A 21,664-nucleotide genomic window follows, 5' to 3' on the forward strand; every position below is an offset into this window, starting at 1 on the left:
CGATGCGGGGCGGGCTCAAGCGCCAGGCGTCACGAGCCCCTTCCGCAGGGTGACGTTCCCGTACTTCCGGGTCTCACCGGTGCGGATGATGAGGAACGCCGTCGCGGCCTCGTCGTAGTAAGCGAAGCGGTCGACGAACCGCACCGCGTCCTCGGTCGTGCCGGCTGCGGCGATGAGTTCGCGCTGCACCTCGAGCACCGTCCCGTCGGCGCTCGTCATGAGGTCGAGCACCGGCTCGTCATCGAGCGGGATGACCGTCCGCACCGCGCGCAGCACCTCCGGTGTGGACAGCGTCGGTAGGACGACGACGCGTGCGCCGAGCCGTGCCGCCGGGAAGTGCGCGTCCGCGATCACCACCGCGTCCGAATGTCCCATCGCGTCCAGGTGCAGCAGCAGCTCGCCGCTCAGCGTCGGATCGATCCCTGTCAACATGGTGACCTCCTCGTCGGTGTTTCGATCATGTCAGGCTGTCCGTCCACGGTCACGCCACGTCGTCCAGTCGGTACACCCGTGCGGCCGTCCCACCGAGCAGCATCGCCCGTTCGGCGGGTGAGAGCGTGCCGACCAGTTCGGTCAGCGCCGCCCAGACGGGCGCATACCCGCCACTCGTGAGGGTGATCGGCCAGTCGCCGCCGACCATGAGCCGATCGGGACCGAATCCGTCGAGTGCGACATCCCACGCCCGCCGGGCATCGTCGGCAGCGAACCGACGGCCGGCCGTACTGAGCCCCGACACCTTCGCGACGGTGTTCGGCAGCGCGGCGATCGCCGTCAGCTGCGCAGACCAGACGTCGAACCCCGCAGGGTCGGTCGGTGGTTTCGCGAGGTGGTCGACGACGATCGTCAGGTCCGTCACCGCTGCGGCGAGCGCCGTGGCGTCGCCGAGCAGCCGCGGGAAGGCATTGGGCACGTCGAGCACGAGGTCGCGCTCGGCGAGTAGCGCGGCCAGCCGACGCGCGTCCGGTGTGGACAACAGGCCGTCGCGCGGGTCGTCGTGGAGGAGCTGACGCACCCCGCGGAGCGCGCGTCGATCCGCCCAGTGGTCGAGCAGGCGCTCCGCGCGCGTGGCGTCGTCGATCGGCACCCAGCCCACGACGCCGACGATCCAGTCGTGCGCCTCGGCCGTGTCGAGCAGGAACTCCGTGTCGGCCTCCGTGTCGTCCGCCTGGACGAGGACCGCCGTGTCGACACCGGCCGCACGCAGCTCGGCCCCGGCCTCCTCCGCCGTGACGTCCCGACGCAGGACCTCGTCGGCGCCGTCGAGCCAGCGGTACCCGTCGGCGCGGTTCCACAGGTGCAGGTGCGCGTCGACCGTGCGCATCAGCCGAGGAGTCCGCTGGCCTGGAGCTCCGCCCAGAACGTCTCGGGGATGGGCACCTCGAAGCGTTCGATGTTCTGCACCATCTGCTCGGGTCGGGAGGCGCCGACCGCGACCGTCCGCACGGCTGGATGCCGCAGCGGGAACTGGAGCGCTGCGGCGGGCAGCTCGACGTCGAACCGGCGACAGACCTCGGCGATGGCGACCGCGCGGTCGAAGACCTCGGAGGGGACGGCGCCGTACTCGTACCGACCGTCCGGATCCGGCACCGAGCGCGCGAGCAGCCCGGAGTTGAACACCGAGGCGGCCACCACCCCCACCCCGTGGTCGAGGCAGGCCGGGAGCACCTCCGCCGCGGCGGGCTGCTCGGCGAGCGTGAACCGGCCGGCGATCATGATGAGGTCGGTCAGCCCGGTGCGGACGGCGGCGAGGAGCGCCTCGACGTCCATCGAACCGATGCCGACGGCGCCGACGAGACCTTCGTCGCGCAGGGCGGCGAGCGCCGGGATGCCCTCCGCGATCCCGGACTCCGGGTCGTTGCGTTCCGGGTCGTGGAGGTAGAGCACGTCGACGTGGTCGATTCCCAGACGTTCGAGGGATTCGTCGAGGGAGCGACGCACACCCGACTCGCTCGCGTCCCATTCGCGTCGCAGGGTCGCCGGGACGACAAAGTCGTTGTCGGTGTCGAGCGTGCCCGCGCCGTCCGGGTTCGGGACGAGCAACCGGCCCACCTTGGTGGACAGCACGTACTCGTCGCGCGGCTTCGTGCGGAGGAAGGCGCCGAGTCGACGCTCGGACAGGCCGAGTCCGTAGTGCGGAGCGGTGTCGTAGAACCGGACCCCGTGCTCCCAGGCCGCGTCGAGGATCGCCCAGGCCTCGTCGTCACCGAGCTCCCGGTAGAGGTTGCCGAGGTTGGCGGCGCCGTAGGCGAGGCGTGGGACGAGCAGCTCAGGCATCGGCACCCTGGAACGTGAACTCGGCGATCGAGGTCGCGAGCATCTCGGATCCCCCACCGGGCGCGAGGGGGGCGCGGTACCGGCCGGCTACGATCTCCACCGGCTCGACGAAGTGCTCGTGGAGGTGGTCGACGAACTCGATCATGCGTCCATCCTCGCTGCCGGAGACGGCGATGAAGTCGAACATCGAGAGGTGTTGCACCGCTTCGCAGAGGCCGACGCCGCCGGCGTGCGGGCACACGGGGACGCCGAACTTCGCCGCCAGGAGGAGGATCGTGATGTTCTCGTTGACCCCGGCCACGCGGGTCGAGTCGATCTGGAGGACCTGGAGGGCGTCCGCCTGCAGGAACTGCTTGAACATGATGCGGTTGGCCATGTGCTCGCCGGTCGCGACCGGGATCGGGGCGACGCCGCGCGCGATGGCCGCGTGGCCGAGGATGTCGTCGGGGCTCGTCGGCTCCTCGATCCAGGCGATGTCGTACGGAGCGAGTCGCGCCATCCAGTCGATCGCCTCGGCGACGTCCCAGCGCTGGTTCGCGTCGACCGCGATGCGGATGTCGGGGCCGACGGCGTTCCGGGCGATGGCGAGGCGACGGACGTCGTCCTCCACGGCACCACCGACCTTGAGTTTCACCTGCGCGAAGCCGTCCGCGACGGCCTCCCGGCAGAGGCGGTCGAGCTTCTCGTCGGAGTATCCGAGCCACCCGGGCGTCGTCGTGTAGGCGGGGTAGCCGGCGGCGAGGAGGGCTTCCGTGCGGGCAGCGCGACCCGGTTCCGCGTCGCGGAGGATCTCGAGGGCGTCCTCGCGGGTGAGCACGTCGCTCAGGTAGCGGAAGTCGACGAGTTCCACGAGCTGCTCAGGTGTCATGGTGGACAGCAGCTGCCAGAGCGGCAGACCCGCACGTTTCGCCTTGAGGTCCCAGAGGGCGTTGACGACGGCGCCGATCGCCATGTGCATGACGCCCTTCTCCGGGCCGAGCCAGCGGAGCTGGGAGTCGTAGACGAGCTCACGCCAGAAGGCACCCATGGTGTCGAGGATCGGCTCGACCTCGCGCCCGAGGAGGTGCTCGCGGAGGGCGTGGATGGCGGCGACCTCGACGTCGTTGCCGCGGCCGATCGTGAAGACGAAGCCGTGACCCTCGTGCCCGTCGTCCGCGTCGGTGACGAGACGCAGGTACGCGGCCGAGTAGTCGGGGTCCGGGTTCATGGCGTCTGAACCGTCGAGGGTGGTCGAGGTCGGGAAACGGACGTCATGCGTCTCGAATCCGATGATGCTACTCACGGCGGTGTGCTCCTTCGGCTGGTGCCCCCGAGCATAAACATCCGATGTCTGTGCTGTCAATGCTGGGATCAACCCGCGAATCCACCCCTGGCGACGACATCCTCGGGGTAGAGTTCAGACGTTATCGGCTAGGAGGCCGGGTCCCTCGCCTGCGGACACCCGGCGGAACCGGAAGGATCAGCATGCGCTTCGCCAGACTCGGCCCCGTGGACGAGGAGATCCCCGTCGTGTATTCGGGCGACACCGCCCACGACCTCCGATCGATCACCGCCGACGTGGACGGGGTGTTCCTCGCCGGCGGGGGTGTCGAACGGGCTCGCGCCGCACTCGAATCGGGCGCCCTTCCCGTGCTCGACGACGCGGCGTCCCTCCGGATCGGTGCACCGATCGCGAGGCCGAGCGCCGTGGTCTGCATCGGGATGAACTACGCCGCGCACGCCGCCGAGTCGGGGTCGGCGCCGCCTGAGATCCCGATCATGTTCCTCAAGACGCCGAACACGGTCGTCGGCCCGAACGACGACGTCCGCATCCCCCGGGGCAGCACGAAGACCGACTGGGAGGTCGAGCTGGGCGTCGTCATCAGCGAGCGCACGTCCTACCTCGACAGCCCGGACGAGGCCCTCGGCCGCATCGCCGGCTTCGTCACCGCGAACGACGTGTCGGAGCGGGACTTCCAGATGGCGGTGAGCGGCGGGCAGTGGTCGAAGGGCAAGAGCGCCCCCGGATTCAACCCGACCGGCCCCTGGCTCGTGACCCCGGACGAGGTCGACGCGGGCTCGCTCCGCCTGCGGAGCTGGGTCAACGGCGAACCACGTCAGGACTCCACCACGGCCGACCTGATCTTCGACGTCGCGACCGTGATCTGGCACCTCAGCCAGTACCTGCAGCTCGAACCGGGCGACCTCGTCCTCACCGGCACGCCGGAGGGGGTCGCCCTGTCGGGTCGCTTCCCCTATCTCTCGGCCGGCGACGTGTGCGAGATCGAGATCGAGGGACTCGGCCGACAGCGGCAGCGCTTCGTCGAGCCGGTCCCCGGGGTCGCACCGGTGGCGAAGCCCGCGGAAGCCCTCGCAGCGATGGAGGCGGGACGATGAGCGACTCGGAGACGGGCGTGTTCACCGGGCTCGTGGCCGTCGTGACCGGCGGAGCCTCCGGCATCGGGGCGGCGATCGTGGACCGCTTGGTAGCGGACGGCGCGAAGGTGGCGATCCTCGACCTCAACCCCGCAGTGGACGGTTATTCCGAGAACCGACTCTCGGTGCGCACGAACGTCGCCGACGACGCCTCCGTGCGGGCGGCCGTCGACGCCGTCGTCGCCCGGTTCGGTCGCCTCGACATCGTCGTGAACAACGCCGGGATCGGCGCGCAGGGCAGCGTGGAGGACAACGACGACGAGGAGTGGCACCGCGTCTTCGACATCAACGTCGTCGGCATGGCCAGGGTCGCCCGGGCGGCGCTCCCCCACCTGCGCGAGTCGCCCGCCGCATCGATCGTCAACACCGCGTCGATCGCGGCGACCGCCGGACTCCCGCAACGCGCGCTCTACTCCGCGACCAAGGGTGCGGTCCTCTCGCTCACCCGGGCGATGGCCGCCGACCACCTGCGTGAGGGCGTGCGGGTGAACTGCGTCAACCCCGGCACGGCCGACACCCCGTGGGTCGGTCGCCTGCTCGACAGCGCCGCGGACCCGGCCGCCGAACGCGCGGCCCTCGAGGCGCGGCAGCCGCACGGCCGTCTGGTCTCAGCGACCGAGGTCGCCGACGCCGTCGCCTACCTCGCGAGTCCCCGGTCCGGCTCCACGACCGGCACCTCGATCGCCGTCGACGGCGGCATGCAGGAGCTGCGCCTGCGTCCCCAGTAGCGCGAGCCGAGTCTCGATGCATGCCGCACGGTTCACCATTCAGGAGCGTCCCGGCGCGTCTGCCGTGAGGCTGCCGTTCCCGGACCGACACGCCTGACTCGTCCTGAGTTGTGGACCGCTCAGACCGGACGGGTCGCGTGGTCCACAACTCAGGCGGGCGGATCCGCGACGTCGGGGCGCGGCCACGCCGCGACGAAACGTTCCAGGAAGGCGGCGAACTGCGCCGCCTCCTGGGGCGTGAAGTCCGCAAGGGCCGTGGTCACCGTTTCACGCCGGCCCCGATGCGCCTCCTGGAGGACCGCGCGACCGGCGGCGCTCAGCTGCACGACACTCCGTCGTCCGTCGTTCGGGTCGACCGCCCGGGCGACCTCGCCCCGCTTCGTCGCCTCGGCCACGAGTCGGCTCGCCCGCGGTTGGTCGACCCCGATCGCCTCCGCGAGCGCGCTGATACCCATGCCGCCGGACGCCCCATCGCGAGCAAGCGCGTCCAGCATCCGGAACCGGGCCGCCTGAGCGATCGCCTGCTCACGCGGATGACGGCCTCCCCCGCCGGCGGACCATGGCCCTCCGAGGCCAGGTCCGAAGCCCGGCCCACGACCGCGTCCGTGCTCGTCCCCGCCGCCGCCGTGGGCGTCGTGGTGATGGTCTCCTCCGTGCTCATCGTGATGACGATGCCCGGGGCCACCACGCCCGCCGCGTCCGCCGAAGCGACGACCCGACTGGTCCCTCCGGATCTGGACGAGCGCCTGCTCGATCAGCTCCACCGGGTCGGTTGCTGTGGGTTCGCTGGGCTGCGCTTGACGATCGTCGGACATACATGTCATTATACATTTACATGTAACAGAGCATGCAAATAAGGAGACCACCCATGAACACCCCAATGACTTCCCCAGAGCAGTCCACCAGCCCGTCCGACGAGCGTCCGCTCGGCTTCTGGCTCCGCAGTGTCGACCATGCGATCAAGCACTCCATGCACGAGGTGCTCGCCGAAGACGGCCTCGGTCGCCGAAGCTGGCGCACCCTCGAGCTCATCGCAGGCGGCGCGACGAGCGTCGACGAGATCGATGCGTCCTTCCCGCCGCACCGCCGTGGACCGCACGGCCCGGAACGATTCGCCCGACGCGGCGGGTTCGGCCCCGGTCGTGGCTTCGGCCGTCCTGACCACACCGCCGAGACGGCGACCGACACCGAGGCGGCCGAGCGTCCGAGCGATCACGAGCACGGCCACCCCGGCCGCGACCACACCGTCGGTCACGGACGGCCCGGCGGTCCCGGCTTCGGACACGATCACCACTCCGGTGGCGCGCCGTTCGGCCGGGGCCACCACCGTGGGCACCGCGGGCCGCGTCGCTCGACCGCCGAGATCGTCATGGACTTCGCCGCGCGAGGCTGGGTCACCGTCGACACCGACGGCATCACCCTGACGGACACCGGACGCGAGGCGCACGACGCGCTCCGCACGAAGGTCGACGCGGTCCGCCAGACCGTCACCGATGCCGTCTCGCCCGAGGACCTCGCGACGACCCTCGCCAGTCTCGGCAGCATCGCCCGGGCCTTCGGCTGGGACGAGCGCACCGCCCACGGACGCGGCCCAGGTGGTCGCTCCGGTCGCGGCCCGCGCGGCGACCGCTGACCGGTCGCCGGCGTCACCGGCCCATGCGTCCCGCACCGGACCACCACCCGAAGAGCCCCGGGCAGCAACCGCTGCCCGGGGCTCTCTCCGTCCACAACTCAGGACCAGCACCGCGCGTCGCGGACGACCGGACCACAATCGGGCGCGCCGCGCCGGAGGCGTCCTGAATTGCGGACACACACCATCTGCGGTCCCTTCGTTCACAACTCAGGAGACCCGTCGCGTGGCGCGACTCGTCAGCGGGGCCCGGGGACGGACACGCCGGAGACGTCCTGAATTGCGAACCTCAGTTAGTCGGTGAGGCCGTTCGCCTTCGCGACGTTCCCGAGCCACGCGAGGCTCGGCTTGGGCGTCCGCACGAAGGTCTCGCGGTCGACGGCGATGAGGCCGAAGGTCGGCCGGAAGCCGCTCGCCCACTCGTAGTTGTCGAGGGCGCTCCAGTGCAGGTAGCCCTCCAGCTGGATGCCGTCCGCGATGCACGCGTGCAGCTCGCGGAGCGCACCGTCGGTGTAGTCGATCCGACGCGTGTCGTCGGAGGTCGCGATGCCGTTCTCGGTGATCATGATCGGCACCCCGCCGGACAGCTCCCACGCACTCCGCACGCCCTCGGCGGCAGCCGGCGGGTAGAACTCCCACCCGGTGAGCGTCGTCTCGACGCCGTCCTCGACGGGCAGCGGACCCTTCGGCCCGATGAACGTGCGCGTGTACGCCTGGACACCGAGGAAGTCGTCGCCGGCGGACTGTTCGAGGTACCAGTCGTCGCGCGGGTAGCCGTACTCGCGCAGCATCTCGTCCGAACCGGGCTCACCGTTCGAGCGGAACGCCTGCGTCGCGATGGTCCAGCCGGACTTCAGGCCAGACACCTGCGACAGCACCTCACGCGAACGCTTGTGCGATTCGAGGAGCGCATCGGCGACGAAGAGGTCCGGGTTGGGGAGCCCGTACGCGACGAGGTTCGCGGCGTCCTCACCACCGGCGAGCATCGCGGCGATGTTCGGCTCGTTGATCGTGCAGACGTGCTCGACGCCCTCGCCGACGATCGGCAGAGTCAGCTCGGTGTACCGCGCGAAGAGGTCGGCGGCGGCCTTCGCCCGCCAGAACCCGTCACGCTCGAACCAGCGCGGCACCGTGAAGTGCATGAGCGTGACGACCGGGTTGAGCCCGAGCTCGTGCGCGGTGTCGACCATGCGGCGGTAGTGGTCGACCTCGGCCCGCGAGACGACGCCGCGCTCAGGCTCGATGCGCGCCCACTCGATGCTGAAGCGGTAGGTGTTGAGCCCCGCGTCGGCAAGGAGCTGCATGTCCTCGCGGTAGCGGTGGTAGCTGTCCATCGCGTCGCCCGAGGGCTCGACGATGTTCGTCCCGGCTTCGTGCTCGTGCACCCACCAGTTGCTGTTGATGTTGTTGCCCTCGATCTGGTGGGCGGCGGTGGCGGCGCCCCAGAGGAAGCCGTCGGGGAAGGTCAGCACGGGTGTTGCTCCTGTTTCATGTTGGGGTGTGGCCCTTCGACAAGCTCAGGGACCGGGAGTGGTGTGGCCCTTCGACAAGCTCAGGGACCGGGAGTGGTGGCTCAGGGACCGGAGAGACCGCAGGGACGGGACGGGCTCAGCGCTTGGCGCGCGCCGGGTTGGGGACCGCGTCGAGCAGCTGGATCGTGTACGGATCCTGCGGGTGCTGCAGGACGTGCGCGGTCTCGCCACGTTCGACCACACGGCCCTGATTGAGGACCATGATGTTGTCGGTCACGAGTCGCGCCGACAGCAGGTCGTGCGTGATGTAGAGCATCGAGACGCCCCACTGCTCGCGGAGGTCCTCGAGCAGCGCGAGCACACCGGCCCGGAGCGACACGTCGAGCATCGACACCGGCTCGTCGGCGATGAGCACCTGCGGGTCGCTCGCGAGCGCCCGGGCGATCACGACACGCTGCCGCTGCCCACCGGAGAGCTGGTGGGGAAGCTTCGCCGCGAACTGCTCGACCGGCGAGAGCCCCACCGTCTCGAGGAGCTCGAGCACGCGCTTGCGGACGGCGTCGCCCTTCAGCCCCGTGAAGTTCACGACCGGACGGGTGAGCGTGTACTCGACCGTGTGCAGCGGGTTGAGCGCCGCGTACGGGTCCTGGAAGATCATCTGCACGTTCTTGTGCAGATTCCGGATGCCCTTGCGGTTCAGCTGGGCGACGTCGAGGTCGCCGAAGCGGACCGCGCCGGACGTCGGCTTCTCGATGCCCGTGATGAGCTTCGCGATCGTCGACTTGCCGGAGCCGGAGGCCCCCACGAGGGCGAGCGACTGCCCGGGTTCGAGCGTGAACGACACGTCGTCGACGGCCGTGACCGCGGACTCACCGCGACGCGGCGGCGGGTACACCTTCGAGACGGCGTCGACGATGACCGCCGACTCCGCCGAACGACCGGCGCGCGACGAGGCCTTGCCCGACTCGGAGCTCGCGCTCGTCGCGGTCGGGACACTCGTCGTCGTGCCGGAGACGGGAGCCGTGCCCCGGTTCGCCCGTGAGGGGAAGCCGGGCAGCTCGACGACCGCTGCACGCGGGTCGGCGTAGTGGCTGAGCAGCATCCGCGTGTACGGATCCTGCGGGCGCTCGAGGATGTCGCGGCTCGGGGCGTCCTCGACGATGCGGCCCTCGTGCATGACGAGCACGCGCTGGGTCGCCTCGAGGACGACGCCGAGGTCGTGGCTGATGAGGATGGCGGTGAAGCCCTCCGACTGCTGCAGCTCGGTGATCGTGTCCATGATCGCGTGCTGCACGAGCACGTCGAGCGCGGTGGTCGGCTCGTCGAACACCATGAGTCGCGGTTCGAGCGAGAGGGCGAGCGCGATGGAGACGCGCTGACGCATACCGCCGGACAGTTCACCCGGGAAGCGGGCGAGGACCTGCGGCGTGAGCCCGACCTTCTCGACGAGCTCCGCCATCCGTGCATCCCAGCGGTCGCGGGAGACGTGCCCGTGCGCCTTGAAGATGTCGACGAAGTGGTTGCGGATCGTGCGGACCGGGTTGAGCGCGTTCATGCCCGACTGCAGCACCATGGCGAACCCGCCCTGACGCTGCTCGCGGAGCGCTTCCTCGTCGAGCTCGCGGATGTCGGATCCGCCGAAGAGGATCTGTCCACCGTTGATGCGGGCCGGCGGCTTCTGGAGCCGGGTGGCCGCGAAGCCGAGCGTCGACTTGCCCGAGCCCGACTCGCCGACGAGACCGATGAACTCACCGGCGCCGACGGAGAACGACACGTGGTCGACGGCCTGCACCGGTGCGGCACCGACGGACTCGTAGACGACGGAGAGGTCGCGGACCTCGAGCAGCGCTCCCGTGCCGGGGGCCGGAGCCGGGGCGCTGTCGGCCTGGAGGTTGACGGCGTTCATCGGGACTTCCCTTCACGGAGGCGCGGGTTGCTGATCGCGTCGACACCGAAGTTGATGAGGGTGAGGCTCATCGCGAGGAGCGCGATGCAGAGACCGGGGGCGAAGAGGAGGATCCACTGACCGGTGAGCAGGGCGTTGGAGTTCTGCGCCCAGTAGAGGATCGTTCCCCAGCTGACGATCGACGAGTCGCCGAGTCCGAGGAACTCGAGGCCCGCCTCGGCCAGGATCGCGCTCGTCGCGGCTCCGAAGAAGCCACCGGCGATGAGCGAGGTCATGTTCGGGAGGATCTCGTTGAACACGATGCGGAATGGGCGGTCGCCGGAGAAGCGGGCGGCCGTCACGAAGTCCCGCGATCGCAGCGACTGCGTCTGACTGCGGAGCACGCGGGCACCCCACGCCCACCCGGTGATGACGATGACCGCGACGATCATCACCAGTCCACCGTTCTGGAGGTACGCGGCGATGACGATCATGAGCGGCAGACCCGGCACCACGAGGAACAGGTTGACGATGAAGTTCACGACCTCGGCGCCGAACCCCTTGATGTAGCCCCAGCTGAGGCCGATCAGGACCGCGACGATCGTCGACAGGATGCCGGCGATGAAGCCGACGGTGACGCTGATCTGCGAGCCGTAGATGAGCTGGCTGAGGACGTCCTCGCCCGCCGCCGTCGTCCCGAACCAGTGCTCGGGGCTCGAGTCGGCGTTCCGCGGGAAGCCGTCCTGGCTGGCACCGTACGGGGCGAGGAGCGGCGCGAAGATCGCCACGAGGATGAAGAAGCCGAGGATGGTCAGGCCGAGGCGTGACTTCCAGTTGGCCCAGAGCGTCGCCGCCGATCGACCGATGAAGGCGAACTTCCTCGGCGGACGGACGGCTTCGTCGGACTGCAGTGTCTTGACGTGCTGTGTGGTGGTCATCGGCGGGTCCTTGGGTCGAGTACGCCGTACAGGATGTCGACGAGGAAGTTGGCGACGAGCACGCTCACCGTGATGAGCAGGAAGAGCGCCTGCATGAGCGGGTAGTCCTGACCGATCACCGCGTTGAACAGGAGGAAGCCGATACCGGGGTATCCGAACACCTGCTCCACGAGGATCGAGCCGCCGACCACACCGCCGAGCGCGAGCCCGAAGCCGGTGAGGTTCGGGAGGATCGCGTTGCGGGCCGCGTACTTGACGGCGACCGTGCGACCGCGGAGTCCGTTCGCCTCGGCGAAGGTCACGTAGTCGTCACCGAGGGTGTTGATCATCGCGTTGCGCATGCCGATGATCCACCCGCCGAGGCTGGTGACGAGGATCGTCAGCGCCGGCAGCACCGCGTGGTACGCGACGTCGACGATGAAGTCCCAGGTGAAGGCCGGCGAGGCCGTCGGTCCGAAGGCGCCCGAGGTCGGGAACCAGTGGAGGACGTACCCGGCGAAGAACAGCAGGAGCAGCGCGGTCCAGAAGTACGGGAACGTGCTCGCGAAGGTGCCGGTCAGGGTCGGCAGGGCGTCGAGCCAGGTGTTCCGTCGCCAGGCCGCGAGCACACCGATGAGCGTGCCGAGGATGAACGCGACGATCGTGACGATGCCGAGCAGGATGATCGTGTACGGGAACGCCTGCCAGATGAGCTCACCGACCGACTGCGGGAAGAAGGTGTACGAGACCCCAAAGTCGAGGGTGACGACCTGGTGGAGGTACGTGACGTACTGCTCCCACAGGTTGCCGCCGGGGACACCGAGCTGGGCCTCGATCGCCGCCCGCGTCGCCGCGGAGACGGGGCCGTTCTGCGCGAGCTTCGCGATCGCGGCGTCGGTCGGGGAGCCGGGCATGAGCCGCGGCAGGAGGAAGTTCAGCGTGACGGCCGCCCACAACGTGAGGACGAAGAGGCCGAGTTTGCGCACCATGTACACGGTCACTCACCGTCCTTCCGGAGCTTGAGGTGCGTGAACACGAGGAGCGGGGTCTGGTCGTAGGTCTGCAGCGGCGCGTACGGGTTGTCCGCGTCGGGCCAGCCGGTGAACTTCTTGTCGTTGTAGAGGCCCCAGAGTCCGCCGTAGTACATCCCGATGACCGGGAAGTCGCTGTAGACGATCTGCTGCATCTGGTGGCTCAGCCCCAGGCGGGTCGCCTCGTCGGTGGTCGCCTTGTACTGGGCGAGCAGCGCGTCCATCTGCGGGTTCCGGTAGCGACCGAAGTTGCTGGACGTCGTCTCGCCGAGCGGCTTCGCGAACTCGCTGTTGAAGCTGTTGTTGAAGCCCTGGAACATGATGCCGTTGCCCATGCCGCCCATCGCGACCTCGAAGGTGCCGCTCTGGATGGCCTGCTGGTAGCCCGGGGGCTGCGGCTGCTTGATCTGCACGTCGATGCCGAGGGCGCCGAGCTCCTTGCGGACTTCCTGCACCGCACGCAGCCAGTCGGCGTAGCCGTTGGCCGTCGTGATCGAGAAGCTGAACTGCTTGCCCGCCGCGTCGACGAGCTTGCCGTCCTGCTGCGTGTACCCGGCGGCGGCGAAGGCCTCGAGGGCCCCGGCGGTGTCCTGGGTGATCATGCCCTGGTTCGGCAGGGTCGGGTCGAGTTCGTCCTCCTGGTTGGGGAGCATGAGGCTCGACTGGCCGGCGGCACCGAGGTAGCCCTCGGTCGCCGCGTCGGCGATCTTGTCGCGGTCGAGTGCCAGGGCGATGCCGCGGCGGACGTCGACGTTGTCGAACGGGGCGACGTCCATGTTGGGCACGAGCCCGATCACGCCTCCCGGCGGGAACCAGAACTTGTTGTGGTCGTTCGCCGCGCCCCAGGTGCCTTCGACGTTCGACAGGAACGAGTACGCCCAGTCGAAGCCCTTGGTCACGATGTCGAGCTCGCCGGTGGCCGCGGGGATCACGAGGTGGTTGACCTCGATCTTGTCGGCCTGCCAGTACGTCTCGTTCTTGTCCATCGTGTACTGCTGCGAGGTGTAGTTGCCGAGGACGTACGGACCGGTACCGACCGGGTTCGGGTTCCGCCAGGTGTCGGGGCTCTTGACGTCCTTCCAGATGTGCTCGGGGACGATGAGCGTCTGCGAGACGATGTCGGCCGCGGGGGCGTCGTCGTCGAGCAGGTGCATGATGACGTGCTGGCCCTTCACCTCGACCGTGTCGATGTGCTGCCAGGCACCCTTCTGGTCGAGCGTCGGGTACTGCTTGATGAGGTCGAAGGTGAACTTGACGTCCTCAGGGGTGAAGTCCTCGCCGTCCGACCAGGTCGCGCCCTCGCGGATCGTGTAGTCGATCGTGCGCGCATCGGGGAGGTCGACCTGCTCGGCGAGCCACGGCGTCTCCTTGCCGTCGAGCACGTTGATGATCACGAGGGGCTCGTAGATGTAGCTCGAGGCCGAGCGCTTGTTCACGAGGTAGGGGTTGAAGTTCCGCTCGAGCATCGGGGTGCCCTTGTCGGAGGCCAGCAGCATCGTGTCGGCGGGGATCGAGGGATCCGGCTCACTCTTGATCTGGATGCTGCAGCCGGAGACGAGCAGGGCCGCCGCGGCGATCATCGCCGCCGCTCCGAGTCGTCTGCGCCTGCGGACCTGGGTCCGCTCGTGCGTCGTGTGCGTCATCGCCACCGTCCTTGCTGAAGTCTGTACCCGTTGAGTGTAAGCGCATACATTGCCCTGTGCAACCCGTGTCGGATTTCCCGTCTCGTTCGCAACTCAGGACCGCCCCGGCGCGGCGGCCGCGCGGCGCACGGACGCGGCGCGGCACGCCGAGAACGTCCTGAATTGCGAACGCGAGCAGAGGCGATGGTCAGGACGTGACCGGCTCGGAGCTCTCCCGGAGGAGGACCTCGACCGGCAGGCGGACGGACATCGCCGGGAGCTTCGGTTCGGCCAGCCGGCGGGTGAGCGCCTGCACCGAGACCCGGCCGAGGGTCTCCATCGGCTGGCGCACGGTCGTGAGCCGGGGGGTCGAGAGGCGGCCGGCGTCGATACCGTCGAAGCCGGTGACGATGAGCTCGTCCGGAACCCCCACCCCGGCAATCCGGGCGGCGTCGATGACACCGAGCGCCATCTGGTCGTTGGCGCAGACCACGGCGCGCGGCAGCACGCCGCGACCGAACAGCTCCCGACCCACGCGGCGACCGCCCTCCCGCGTGAAGTCACCGCGCAGCGTCGGCGCGTCGGGGACGTCGAGCGACCGCTCGGTGAGGGCCGCCTGGAAGCCGCTCCACCGTTCCGCGTCGTCGGGCGAACCGAGGCTCCCCGACACGTACTCGAGCTCGCGGGCGCCCAGGTCGTCGATGAGGTGCGCCGTGAGGGTCCGCATGCCCTCGGTGTTGCTGACCGAGACGTGGTCGAGGTCGTCGCCGCGACGGGGTCCGGCCATGACCACGATCGGGACGTGACGCGACAGCCGCGCGAGTTCCTCCTCGCTCGCACTGCCGGCGAGGACCATCAGCCCGTCCACCCGGCCCGCCATGTCGCGCACGGTCTGCGTCGCCGTCGACCCACGGCCGACCCCGACGAGGAGCGCGAAGCCGCTCCGCCAGGACTCGAGCTCGCAGCCGCGAAGGACCTCGTCGAAGTACAGGTTGAGCGTCCTCGTGTCGGTCCGCTCGGGGATGTCGCGGACGACGCGGGCTCCCCCGGCGGCGGCCTCGTCACCCTCGAGCGCGATGTCGCCGAGATCGTCCATGGCGTCGAGCCCCTGGAAGAACAGGCCGATGACGCCCGTGCGCCGGGCCGCGAGTCCGCGGGCGGCACCGCTCGGGACGTATCCGAGCTCCGCGACCGAGGCCAGCACCTTGTCGCGAGTGGCCGGCTTCACGTCGTCCGGCCGGCCGAGTACCCGCGAGACGGTGGCGATGGAGACGCCCGCGTGGTGCGCGACGTCGTAGACCGTCGGCGGTTTCGTCATGGGAACGCCTTCCTTCGGGGACCAATGATACGCAGGGCATCACGGTCGTCCGGTCGGCGACGGCCGCGGGATGCCGTGCATGACCGGTCCGTCTTCCGTCACGGGACCCGGCACTTCGGACGGCTCGCGCCATCCGCGGAGCGCATCGAACCCGAACGTTCGCTGAATTCCCGACGCTTGTCGGGCAGCCGGTGGACGCGCGCTGCCAGACTGCGGAGATGACCGATCTGCAGGCGAAAGCCACCCTCCTCAACTCCCTCCACCAGCCGGGTACACCCCTCATCGTGACGAACGTGTGGGACGCCATCACCGCCAAGGTCGTCTCCGAGGCGCCCGGCGTGGTCGCCCTCGCCTCCGCGAGCCACTCCGTCTCGAACGTGCGCGGCCTCGAAGACGGCGGCGGACTCGACGTCGACGAGGCGATCGCCGCCGCGAAGATCATCGTGAGCGCCGTCGACCTGCCGGTGACGATCGACTTCGAGAAGGGCTACGCCGACGACGCCGCGGGTGTCCGCGAGAACGTCCGTCGCCTGATCGTCGAGGCCGGTGCCGTCGGCATCAACCTCGAGGACTCCGTCGGCGCGGCGAAGGCTCCGCAGTTCCCGATCGAGGAGGCCGCGGCCCGTGTCGCCGCCGCTCGTGCCGGAGCCGAGGACGCCGGTGTCCCGCTCGTCATCAACGCCCGCGTCGACACCCTCGCCGGCGACCCCGAGGCATGGGACGAGGCCGTCGCACGCGCCAACGCCTACCTCGAGGCGGGCGCCGACGTGATCTTCTTCCTCGGACTCGGCACGGAGGAGCTCGTCGCGAAGGCGATCGAGCAGGTCCACGGCCGCATCTCCGTCATCGGCTACCCGGGCGCCGTGCCGCTCAAGCGCCTGGCGGAGCTCGGCGTCTCCCGCGTCAGCTTCGGACCCGGCACGCTCGGCCTGACGCTCGCCGCCCTGCAGCGCGCCGCGACCGGCCTCACCGAGCTCGGCGAGTACCCCGAGGACCTCGGCTTCTCCTTCGAGCTCTAGCCTCGACCGACGACCCTGTCTCAGGAGTTCCCGGGCGCGGCGCCGCATGACGCGGGCGGCGCGCCGACGGACTCCTGAGACAGGGTCGCGGCGTTCGATCAGGACGTCAGGAACCAGTACCAGATGATGAGCATCGTGACGAGGAACCCCGTCAGGAAGTTCAGGCGGAGGAACCGCTTCCAGCCGGCGTTCGCGCCCTCGGCGTCCTCCTCGCGGAGGTTCCAGAACGGCAGCACACTCGCGGCGTACGGCAGGGCGAGCAGGCCGGCCAACGGGATCGGCCACGGCGTCACGAGCATCAGCGCGCCACCGGCGAGGTAGGCGACGAAGGCGAACCGCACCGTCGGGGCCGCTCCGATGACGGTCGCGATCGACCCGATGCCGCCCTCCCGGTCCGCGATGATGTCCTGCACCGCGCCGAAGGCATGGCTGGCGATGCCCCAGAGGAAGTAGCCGACGAGCAGGGCCCACAGTGCCGGAGTGAACACCGCGCCGGCCAGCACGAGCCCGTAGACCGCCGGACTCACGAAGTGCGTGCTCGAGGTGAGCGAGTCGAGGAACGGCCGTTCCTTGAACCGCAGTCCAGGCGCGCTGTAGGCGACGAGTGCGAAGACGCTGATCGCGAGCACGAGCCAGGACAGCGGCGACCCGACGACGACCAGGTAGACGAGGAACGGGACGTTCGTCGCGATCGCCGCGAAGATCGTCAGCCGGTGCATCCGCCGGTCGAGCACCGCGCCCTCCACGCCGCCCTTGCGCGGGTTCCGGAGGTCGGACTCGTAGTCGAACACGTCGTTGATCCCGTACATGGCCAGGTTGTACGGGATGAGGAAGTAGAGCGTCCCGAGCCAGAAGGTCAGGTCGAGCTCGCGGGTGGTCAGCAGATAGGCCGCCGCGAACGGGTAGGCGGTGTTGATCCACGACAGCGGTCGTGAGGACAGCACGAGCTGGCCGAGTCGGTTCATGCCGGGTCCTCCTGGGACGGGGATGGGGAGACGGGAGCCGGGGTGCGACGTTCGAGCAGCACCCAGAGCGAGGGCAGCAGGACGGCGGCGGCGATGGCGTAGGCGAAGTCCTCGAGCGGGGCGACCCCGATGAAGGCGCCGGAGATGAGCTCGGGGTCGTAGCCGACGAGCCCGATCCCGATCATGACGTTGTCGAACAGGGCGGTCATGAGGAGCAGCACGACGAGGACGGCGCCGACGCCGAGCAGCCAGGTGCCGGCCGTCGGGCCGCTCCCTGGCGCACCGCGGCGACGGCGGGCGTCGAGCCGCACGACGGCGAGGAGGGCGGCGACCGCCACGACGGCGAGGAACCACGCGTTGAGTCCGGCGTACGTCATCGTCCGCTCACCCCGGTGGCGGCGTCCGTCCCTCTGGCCGTGCGCCCGGTCAGGTGCCGCGCCGCCCCGAAGAGGTTCATCGTCAGGTAGCAGAGGAGGGTCAGGAAGAAGACCTCCTCGATCGGCAGCTCCGGAGCGATCTGCAATCCGGTCATGAACGAGGTCTCGCCGCGGAAGAAGATCCCCAGGCCGATGCCGAACAGGTCCCAGACGAGGAAGAACACGACGCCGACCGGCAGGATGACGGCGGCCCGCCGCCGGTCCGCCCAGAAGAACAGTCGGAACCGCCGGTCGAGCATGACCATCCCGGTGATCGAGACGAGGAGCGCGAGCAGGTACAGCAGACCCATCAGTCGGCGGCCACGGAACGTCTGCGCAACGGCACGGGCATCGGCCCGGTCGTGATGTCGCCGCGCATGCGCTTCACGACGAGCTCGGCGCTGATGAGGCACATGGGGAGCCCGATGCCGGGGATGGTGGAACCACCCGTGTAGTAGAGGCCGTCCACCTTCTTGCTCACGTTGCCGCTGCGGAACATGGCGCTCTGCGAGAGGATGTGCGCCGGCCCGAGGGAGGTGCCCTTCCACACGTTGAGGTCGTTCACGAAGTCGGCGGGACCGACGTCGCGGCGGACGACGATGCGGTCGGCGAGGTCGGGCACGCCGGCCCAGGCGGCGATCTGCGCGATGGCCGCGTCACCGATCTCCGTGACCCGGGCGTCACCGCCACCGCCGATGGTGGGGTCGGCCGGAATGGGCACGAGGATGAACAGGTTCTCGTGTCCCTCGGGGGCGACCCCGGCGTCGGTGGCGCTCGGGCGGCAGACGTAGAGCGATGCCGGGTCGGGCACGCTCGTCACCTCGCCGAAGATGCGGCCGAAGTTGTCGCGCCAGTCGGTGGTGAAGAACAGGCTGTGGTGCAGCAGTTCCGGCAGCTCACCGCGGACCCCGAGCATGACGAGCACGGCGCCGGGGCCGGCGGTGCGCTTCTCCCAGTACTCGGCGGGGTAGGTCTGCAGCTCACGCGGGAGGAGCGTCGTCTCGGTGTGGTGGAGGTCGGCGGCCGACACGACGTTGTCGGCGTGCAGGAGCTGACGGCGACCGTCGACGTCGAGGTAGTTGACCCCGGCGACACGCGAGCGACGACCGGCGGGCATCGTCGTGATGCCCGTGACCTCCGCGCCCGTGACGATCTCCACGCCCTCGGCACGCGCCAGCTCGGCGATGGTGTCGATGATCCGGGAGAACCCGCCCTGCGGGTAGAGCACGCCGTCCTCGAGGTCGAGGTAGCTCATCAGGTGGTACATGCTCGGCGCGTCGAACGGCGAGGACCCGAGGAAGACCGCCGGATACCCGAGGATTTGCTGCAGGCGGACGTCGGAGACGGTGCGGGCGGTGAGCGTGTCGAGGTCCTCGGTCAGGAGCTTCGCCAGCTTCGGCATGCGCGCGAGGACCTCGCGGCTCGCGAGCGTCCGGTACGACTCGAACGTCGTGTAGAGGAAGCTCCGGATCGCGATCTCGTACGTCTCCTTGGCGCTCCGGAGGTACTCGTCCATCTTCGCGCCGGCACCGGGCTCGACGGACTCGAACAGGGCCAGGTTGTCGGCGCGGTTCGCGGCGAGGTCGAGGTGGCCGTCGCGGCCTTCGGAGTAGACCCGGTAGGCCGGGTCGAGGCGGCCCAGGTCGAGCTGGTCCGCCGCCGAGGTGCCGAGGAGTCGGTAGAAGTGGTCGAAGACCTCAGGCATGAGGTACCAGCTCGGCCCCGTGTCGAAGGTGAACCCGTCCTGCTCCCAGGTGCCGGCCCGCCCGCCGAGCACGTCGCGGCGTTCGAGCAGGGTGACCTGCTGACCGTCGCGGGCGAGCAGGGCCGCGGTGGCGAGTCCGCTGATGCCGCCGCCGATGACGACGGTGCGGGTGGGGGAAGTGGTCATGACAGGGAGCTCTCGTCGATCGTCGGTATTGAGGCGGTGGTGCCGGTGGAGGTGGGCGTCCGGCCGGCGAGTGCGCCGGCGGCGATCCGTAGCTTCACGGGGTCGGGGACGCGCACGCGGGTGCGGACGAGGTCCGAGGCGGGGGTGGTGCGGATCCGTCTCGCCAGTTCGGAGAACAGCTCCTGCGCGAGTGCGACGGCACGACGACTCGACTTCGGCAGCTGGGCGAGCACGGCGGCCGAGCGGTCGAGGTCGGCCTCGATGTCGTCGAGCAGGCTGTGCTTCTGCGCCTCGGTGAGGTCGTCGACGGCGACACCCGGGAAGTAGCTGCGACCCAGTTCGTCGTGGTCGGCCGAGAGGTCTCGGAGGAAGTTGACCTTCTGGAACGCCGCACCGAGGCTCCTGGCTCCGACGACGAACGCGGCGCGCTGGGCGTCGTCGACGTCGTGGCCGCGCAGGAAGATCCGCAGGCACATGAGGCCGACGACCTCGGCGGAGCCGTACACGTAGTCACGGAAGGTCTCGGGCGTGTGGACGGTGCGCGAGAGGTCCGCCCGCATGGACGCGAAGAACGGCCGGGTGAGGTCGGTCTCGATGCCCGCCGACCGGGCGGTGATGGCGAAGGCGTGCACGACGAGGTTGCTGCTGTACCCCGTCTCGACGGCGTCCTCGGTGTCGCGCTCGAGGGCGTCGAGCATGGCGAGGACCCGCTCGGGGTCGAGCCCGGCGGCCGCGGCGACCCCGTCGACGATCTCGTCGGCGATCCGGACGAGCGCGTAGACGTTCTCCACGTCCTGCCGGATCTCGCCGCCGAGGAGCCTGGCCGCGAGCCCGAAGGAGGTGGAGTAGCGCCGGATCACGATGCTGGCGGTCTCCTGCGCGACCCGGTCGTAGAGTCGTCGGGCGTCGCCGACGGCCGAGTCGTCGTCGTTCGGGTGCCCCGTCCCGTTGCCGCCCGCGGTCATCGCGACCGCTCGAGCACCGTGGCCACGATGGGACGCAGTTCCTCGCGGAGCTGCTGTGGGATGCTCGGCGACGCCAGTTGCTCCCAGGCCCGATTGGCGTAGTCCCCCGCGAGCAGCGTCGCGTGCTGGCGCGCACCCGTGGAGGTGAGCACGTCGCGCAGCACGGCGGCACCGTCCTCGTCGAGGTCCGGGTCACCGAAGAGGTGCTCGACGGCGTGCCATTCGGGCTGCTCGGCGGCGAACGCCACCATGACCGTCAGCTTGCCCTCGCGGAGGTCGCCGATCGTGGTCTTGCCCGTGGTCTTCGCGTCGCCGAAGACCCCGAGGACGTCGTCGATGATCTGGTAGGCGATGCCGATCTGCTGCCCGAACGCGCCGAGGGCGTCGATCGTGGCCTCGGGCGCTCCGGCCAGGACCCCGCCGGACTGCAGCGGCGCCTCGAAGGAGTAGTACGCGGTCTTCAGGCGTTCCATGCGGATGATGTCGTCGACCGTCGGGACGACGCCGCCGACGGTGAAGTCGACGTCGGCGAGTTCACCGGCGGCCGACGCGGAGATGGCGTCGTCGAGGATCTCGCGGAGGCGGGTGCGGACCGAGTCGGCACTGCCGGCGCGGTCGATCAGGCGGTAGGACGCCGACAGGGCGAGGTCGCCGGCGATGACGGCGACGGACATGCCACGGTGCTCGGCGAGTGGCAGGGGGATGCCGGCGGTCTGCGCGATGTCCCGGTAGCTGCCGGAGACGTTGGGGCTGCCGCGCCGCACGAAGTCGCGGTCGATCACGTCGTCGTGCACGATCAGCGCGGTGTGGAGGAGCTCGTAGGCAGCCGCGACGTGGGCTGCCGCGACGACGTCGTCTCCGCCGAGCGCCTCGTAGGCGGTCATGACCATACGGGGGCGGAAGCGCTTGCCGCCGGCCATGCTGCGTTCGATGGTCTCCCAGAGCCGCAGGTACCCGGCGCCGCCGAACGACACCGCCTGCGTCTTCGCCAGTTCGAGGAACCGCTCGAGGGCGTCCTCGACCTGGTGCTGTTGCCGGTAGGGCACGTCGACGACGTGGTGGGTCTCCATAGCACGAGGCTACTTCACCGAGCCTGGAGATTAGTACGCTAGCTGT

General features: G+C 69.8%; 21 protein-coding genes. 4 read left to right on the forward strand and 17 right to left on the reverse strand.

Annotated features, from left to right (window positions below; all coding sequences use genetic code 11):
• Positions 1–15: 15 nt before the first annotated feature.
• Genes ASF68_RS07960 through ASF68_RS07975 form a run of 4 tightly spaced genes read right to left on the reverse strand, consistent with a single transcriptional unit; the run spans position 16 to position 3,556 of the window.
• Positions 16–432, reverse strand: coding sequence for an RbsD/FucU family protein (locus ASF68_RS07960; protein ID WP_056009064.1), 417 nt, complete (start codon positions 430–432; stop codon positions 16–18).
• Between the two features lie 49 nt (positions 433–481).
• Positions 482–1,321, reverse strand: coding sequence for an amidohydrolase (locus ASF68_RS07965; RefSeq protein ID WP_056009066.1), 840 nt, complete (start codon positions 1,319–1,321; stop codon positions 482–484).
• Entirely contained in the window at positions 1,321–2,274 is a 954-nt protein-coding gene (locus ASF68_RS07970; protein ID WP_056009069.1) for an aldo/keto reductase, read from the reverse strand. Before ASF68_RS07970 ends, ASF68_RS07965 begins: the two co-directional genes overlap by 1 nt.
• Positions 2,267–3,556, reverse strand: coding sequence for an L-fuconate dehydratase (locus ASF68_RS07975; RefSeq protein WP_056009071.1), 1,290 nt, complete (start codon positions 3,554–3,556; stop codon positions 2,267–2,269). The genes ASF68_RS07970 and ASF68_RS07975 overlap by 8 nt, the downstream gene beginning before the upstream one ends.
• Before the next feature lie 182 nt (positions 3,557–3,738).
• Here ASF68_RS07975 and ASF68_RS07980 point away from each other — a divergent pair, with 182 nt between their 5' ends.
• Positions 3,739–4,650 carry a fumarylacetoacetate hydrolase family protein gene (locus ASF68_RS07980; protein WP_082498534.1) on the forward strand — a complete coding sequence of 304 codons (912 nt, stop codon included), beginning with the start codon at positions 3,739–3,741 and terminating at the stop codon, positions 4,648–4,650.
• Positions 4,647–5,417: an SDR family NAD(P)-dependent oxidoreductase gene (locus ASF68_RS07985; RefSeq protein WP_056009073.1), complete on the forward strand. Its 771-nt coding sequence runs from the start codon at positions 4,647–4,649 to the stop codon at positions 5,415–5,417. The genes ASF68_RS07980 and ASF68_RS07985 overlap by 4 nt, the downstream gene beginning before the upstream one ends.
• Positions 5,418–5,566: 149 nt before the next feature.
• On the opposite strand, the gene ASF68_RS18700 is transcribed toward ASF68_RS07985, so the two are convergent.
• Entirely contained in the window at positions 5,567–6,232 is a 666-nt protein-coding gene (locus ASF68_RS18700; protein ID WP_162239348.1) for a MarR family winged helix-turn-helix transcriptional regulator, read from the reverse strand.
• A 65-nt stretch (positions 6,233–6,297) separates the two neighbouring features.
• Here ASF68_RS18700 and ASF68_RS07995 point away from each other — a divergent pair, with 65 nt between their 5' ends.
• Positions 6,298–7,050 carry a hypothetical protein gene (locus tag ASF68_RS07995; RefSeq protein WP_056009078.1) on the forward strand — a complete coding sequence of 251 codons (753 nt, stop codon included), beginning with the start codon at positions 6,298–6,300 and terminating at the stop codon, positions 7,048–7,050.
• 290 nt (positions 7,051–7,340) lie between these two features.
• On the opposite strand, the gene ASF68_RS08000 is transcribed toward ASF68_RS07995, so the two are convergent.
• The 6 genes from ASF68_RS08000 to ASF68_RS08025 form a co-directional block, all read right to left on the reverse strand.
• Positions 7,341–8,519, reverse strand: a complete 1,179-nt coding sequence (locus tag ASF68_RS08000) for a glycoside hydrolase family 1 protein (protein ID WP_056009081.1) — start codon at positions 8,517–8,519, stop codon at positions 7,341–7,343.
• Between the two features lie 136 nt (positions 8,520–8,655).
• Positions 8,656–10,425: an ABC transporter ATP-binding protein gene (locus ASF68_RS08005; RefSeq protein WP_056009084.1), complete on the reverse strand. Its 1,770-nt coding sequence runs from the start codon at positions 10,423–10,425 to the stop codon at positions 8,656–8,658.
• The gene (locus ASF68_RS08010; RefSeq protein ID WP_056009087.1) at positions 10,422–11,342 is read right to left on the reverse strand and encodes an ABC transporter permease; all 921 of its coding nucleotides are present in this window, start codon (positions 11,340–11,342) and stop codon (positions 10,422–10,424) included. Before ASF68_RS08010 ends, ASF68_RS08005 begins: the two co-directional genes overlap by 4 nt.
• Positions 11,339–12,310, reverse strand: a complete 972-nt coding sequence (locus tag ASF68_RS08015; protein WP_056011596.1) for an ABC transporter permease — start codon at positions 12,308–12,310, stop codon at positions 11,339–11,341. Before ASF68_RS08015 ends, ASF68_RS08010 begins: the two co-directional genes overlap by 4 nt.
• Before the next feature lie 8 nt (positions 12,311–12,318).
• Positions 12,319–13,995 carry an ABC transporter substrate-binding protein gene (locus ASF68_RS08020; protein ID WP_082498535.1) on the reverse strand — a complete coding sequence of 559 codons (1,677 nt, stop codon included), beginning with the start codon at positions 13,993–13,995 and terminating at the stop codon, positions 12,319–12,321.
• Positions 13,996–14,182: 187 nt separating this feature from the next.
• Positions 14,183–15,292 (reverse strand): LacI family DNA-binding transcriptional regulator, encoded by a 1,110-nt coding sequence (locus tag ASF68_RS08025; RefSeq protein ID WP_056009090.1) that lies wholly within the window; start codon positions 15,290–15,292, stop codon positions 14,183–14,185.
• Positions 15,293–15,510: 218 nt separating this feature from the next.
• Between ASF68_RS08025 and ASF68_RS08030 the strand changes: the two genes are divergently transcribed.
• The gene (locus tag ASF68_RS08030; RefSeq protein WP_056009092.1) at positions 15,511–16,311 is read left to right on the forward strand and encodes an isocitrate lyase/phosphoenolpyruvate mutase family protein; all 801 of its coding nucleotides are present in this window, start codon (positions 15,511–15,513) and stop codon (positions 16,309–16,311) included.
• Between the two features lie 98 nt (positions 16,312–16,409).
• Here the strand turns inward: ASF68_RS08030 and ASF68_RS08035 are convergent, their stop codons facing one another.
• Genes ASF68_RS08035 through ASF68_RS08060 form a run of 6 tightly spaced genes read right to left on the reverse strand, consistent with a single transcriptional unit; the run spans position 16,410 to position 21,618 of the window.
• Complete coding sequence (locus ASF68_RS08035) at positions 16,410–17,276, reverse strand: prenyltransferase (RefSeq protein ID WP_056009095.1); 867 nt, start codon at positions 17,274–17,276, stop codon at positions 16,410–16,412.
• On the reverse strand, positions 17,273–17,653 hold the full coding sequence (locus ASF68_RS08040; RefSeq protein ID WP_056009098.1) for a lycopene cyclase domain-containing protein: 381 nt from the start codon (positions 17,651–17,653) through the stop codon (positions 17,273–17,275). Before ASF68_RS08040 ends, ASF68_RS08035 begins: the two co-directional genes overlap by 4 nt.
• Positions 17,650–18,003: a lycopene cyclase domain-containing protein gene (locus ASF68_RS08045; protein WP_056009101.1), complete on the reverse strand. Its 354-nt coding sequence runs from the start codon at positions 18,001–18,003 to the stop codon at positions 17,650–17,652. The genes ASF68_RS08040 and ASF68_RS08045 overlap by 4 nt, the downstream gene beginning before the upstream one ends.
• Positions 18,003–19,583 (reverse strand): phytoene desaturase family protein, encoded by a 1,581-nt coding sequence (crtI, locus tag ASF68_RS08050; protein ID WP_056009105.1) that lies wholly within the window; start codon positions 19,581–19,583, stop codon positions 18,003–18,005. Before crtI ends, ASF68_RS08045 begins: the two co-directional genes overlap by 1 nt.
• Positions 19,580–20,548: a phytoene/squalene synthase family protein gene (locus ASF68_RS08055; RefSeq protein WP_082455942.1), complete on the reverse strand. Its 969-nt coding sequence runs from the start codon at positions 20,546–20,548 to the stop codon at positions 19,580–19,582. Before ASF68_RS08055 ends, crtI begins: the two co-directional genes overlap by 4 nt.
• Positions 20,545–21,618 (reverse strand): polyprenyl synthetase family protein, encoded by a 1,074-nt coding sequence (locus tag ASF68_RS08060; protein ID WP_082455943.1) that lies wholly within the window; start codon positions 21,616–21,618, stop codon positions 20,545–20,547. Before ASF68_RS08060 ends, ASF68_RS08055 begins: the two co-directional genes overlap by 4 nt.
• Between the last annotated feature and the right edge of the window lie 46 nt (positions 21,619–21,664).

It is taken from the genome of Plantibacter sp. Leaf314 (genome assembly GCF_001423185.1).
Classification (GTDB): domain Bacteria; phylum Actinomycetota; class Actinomycetes; order Actinomycetales; family Microbacteriaceae; genus Plantibacter.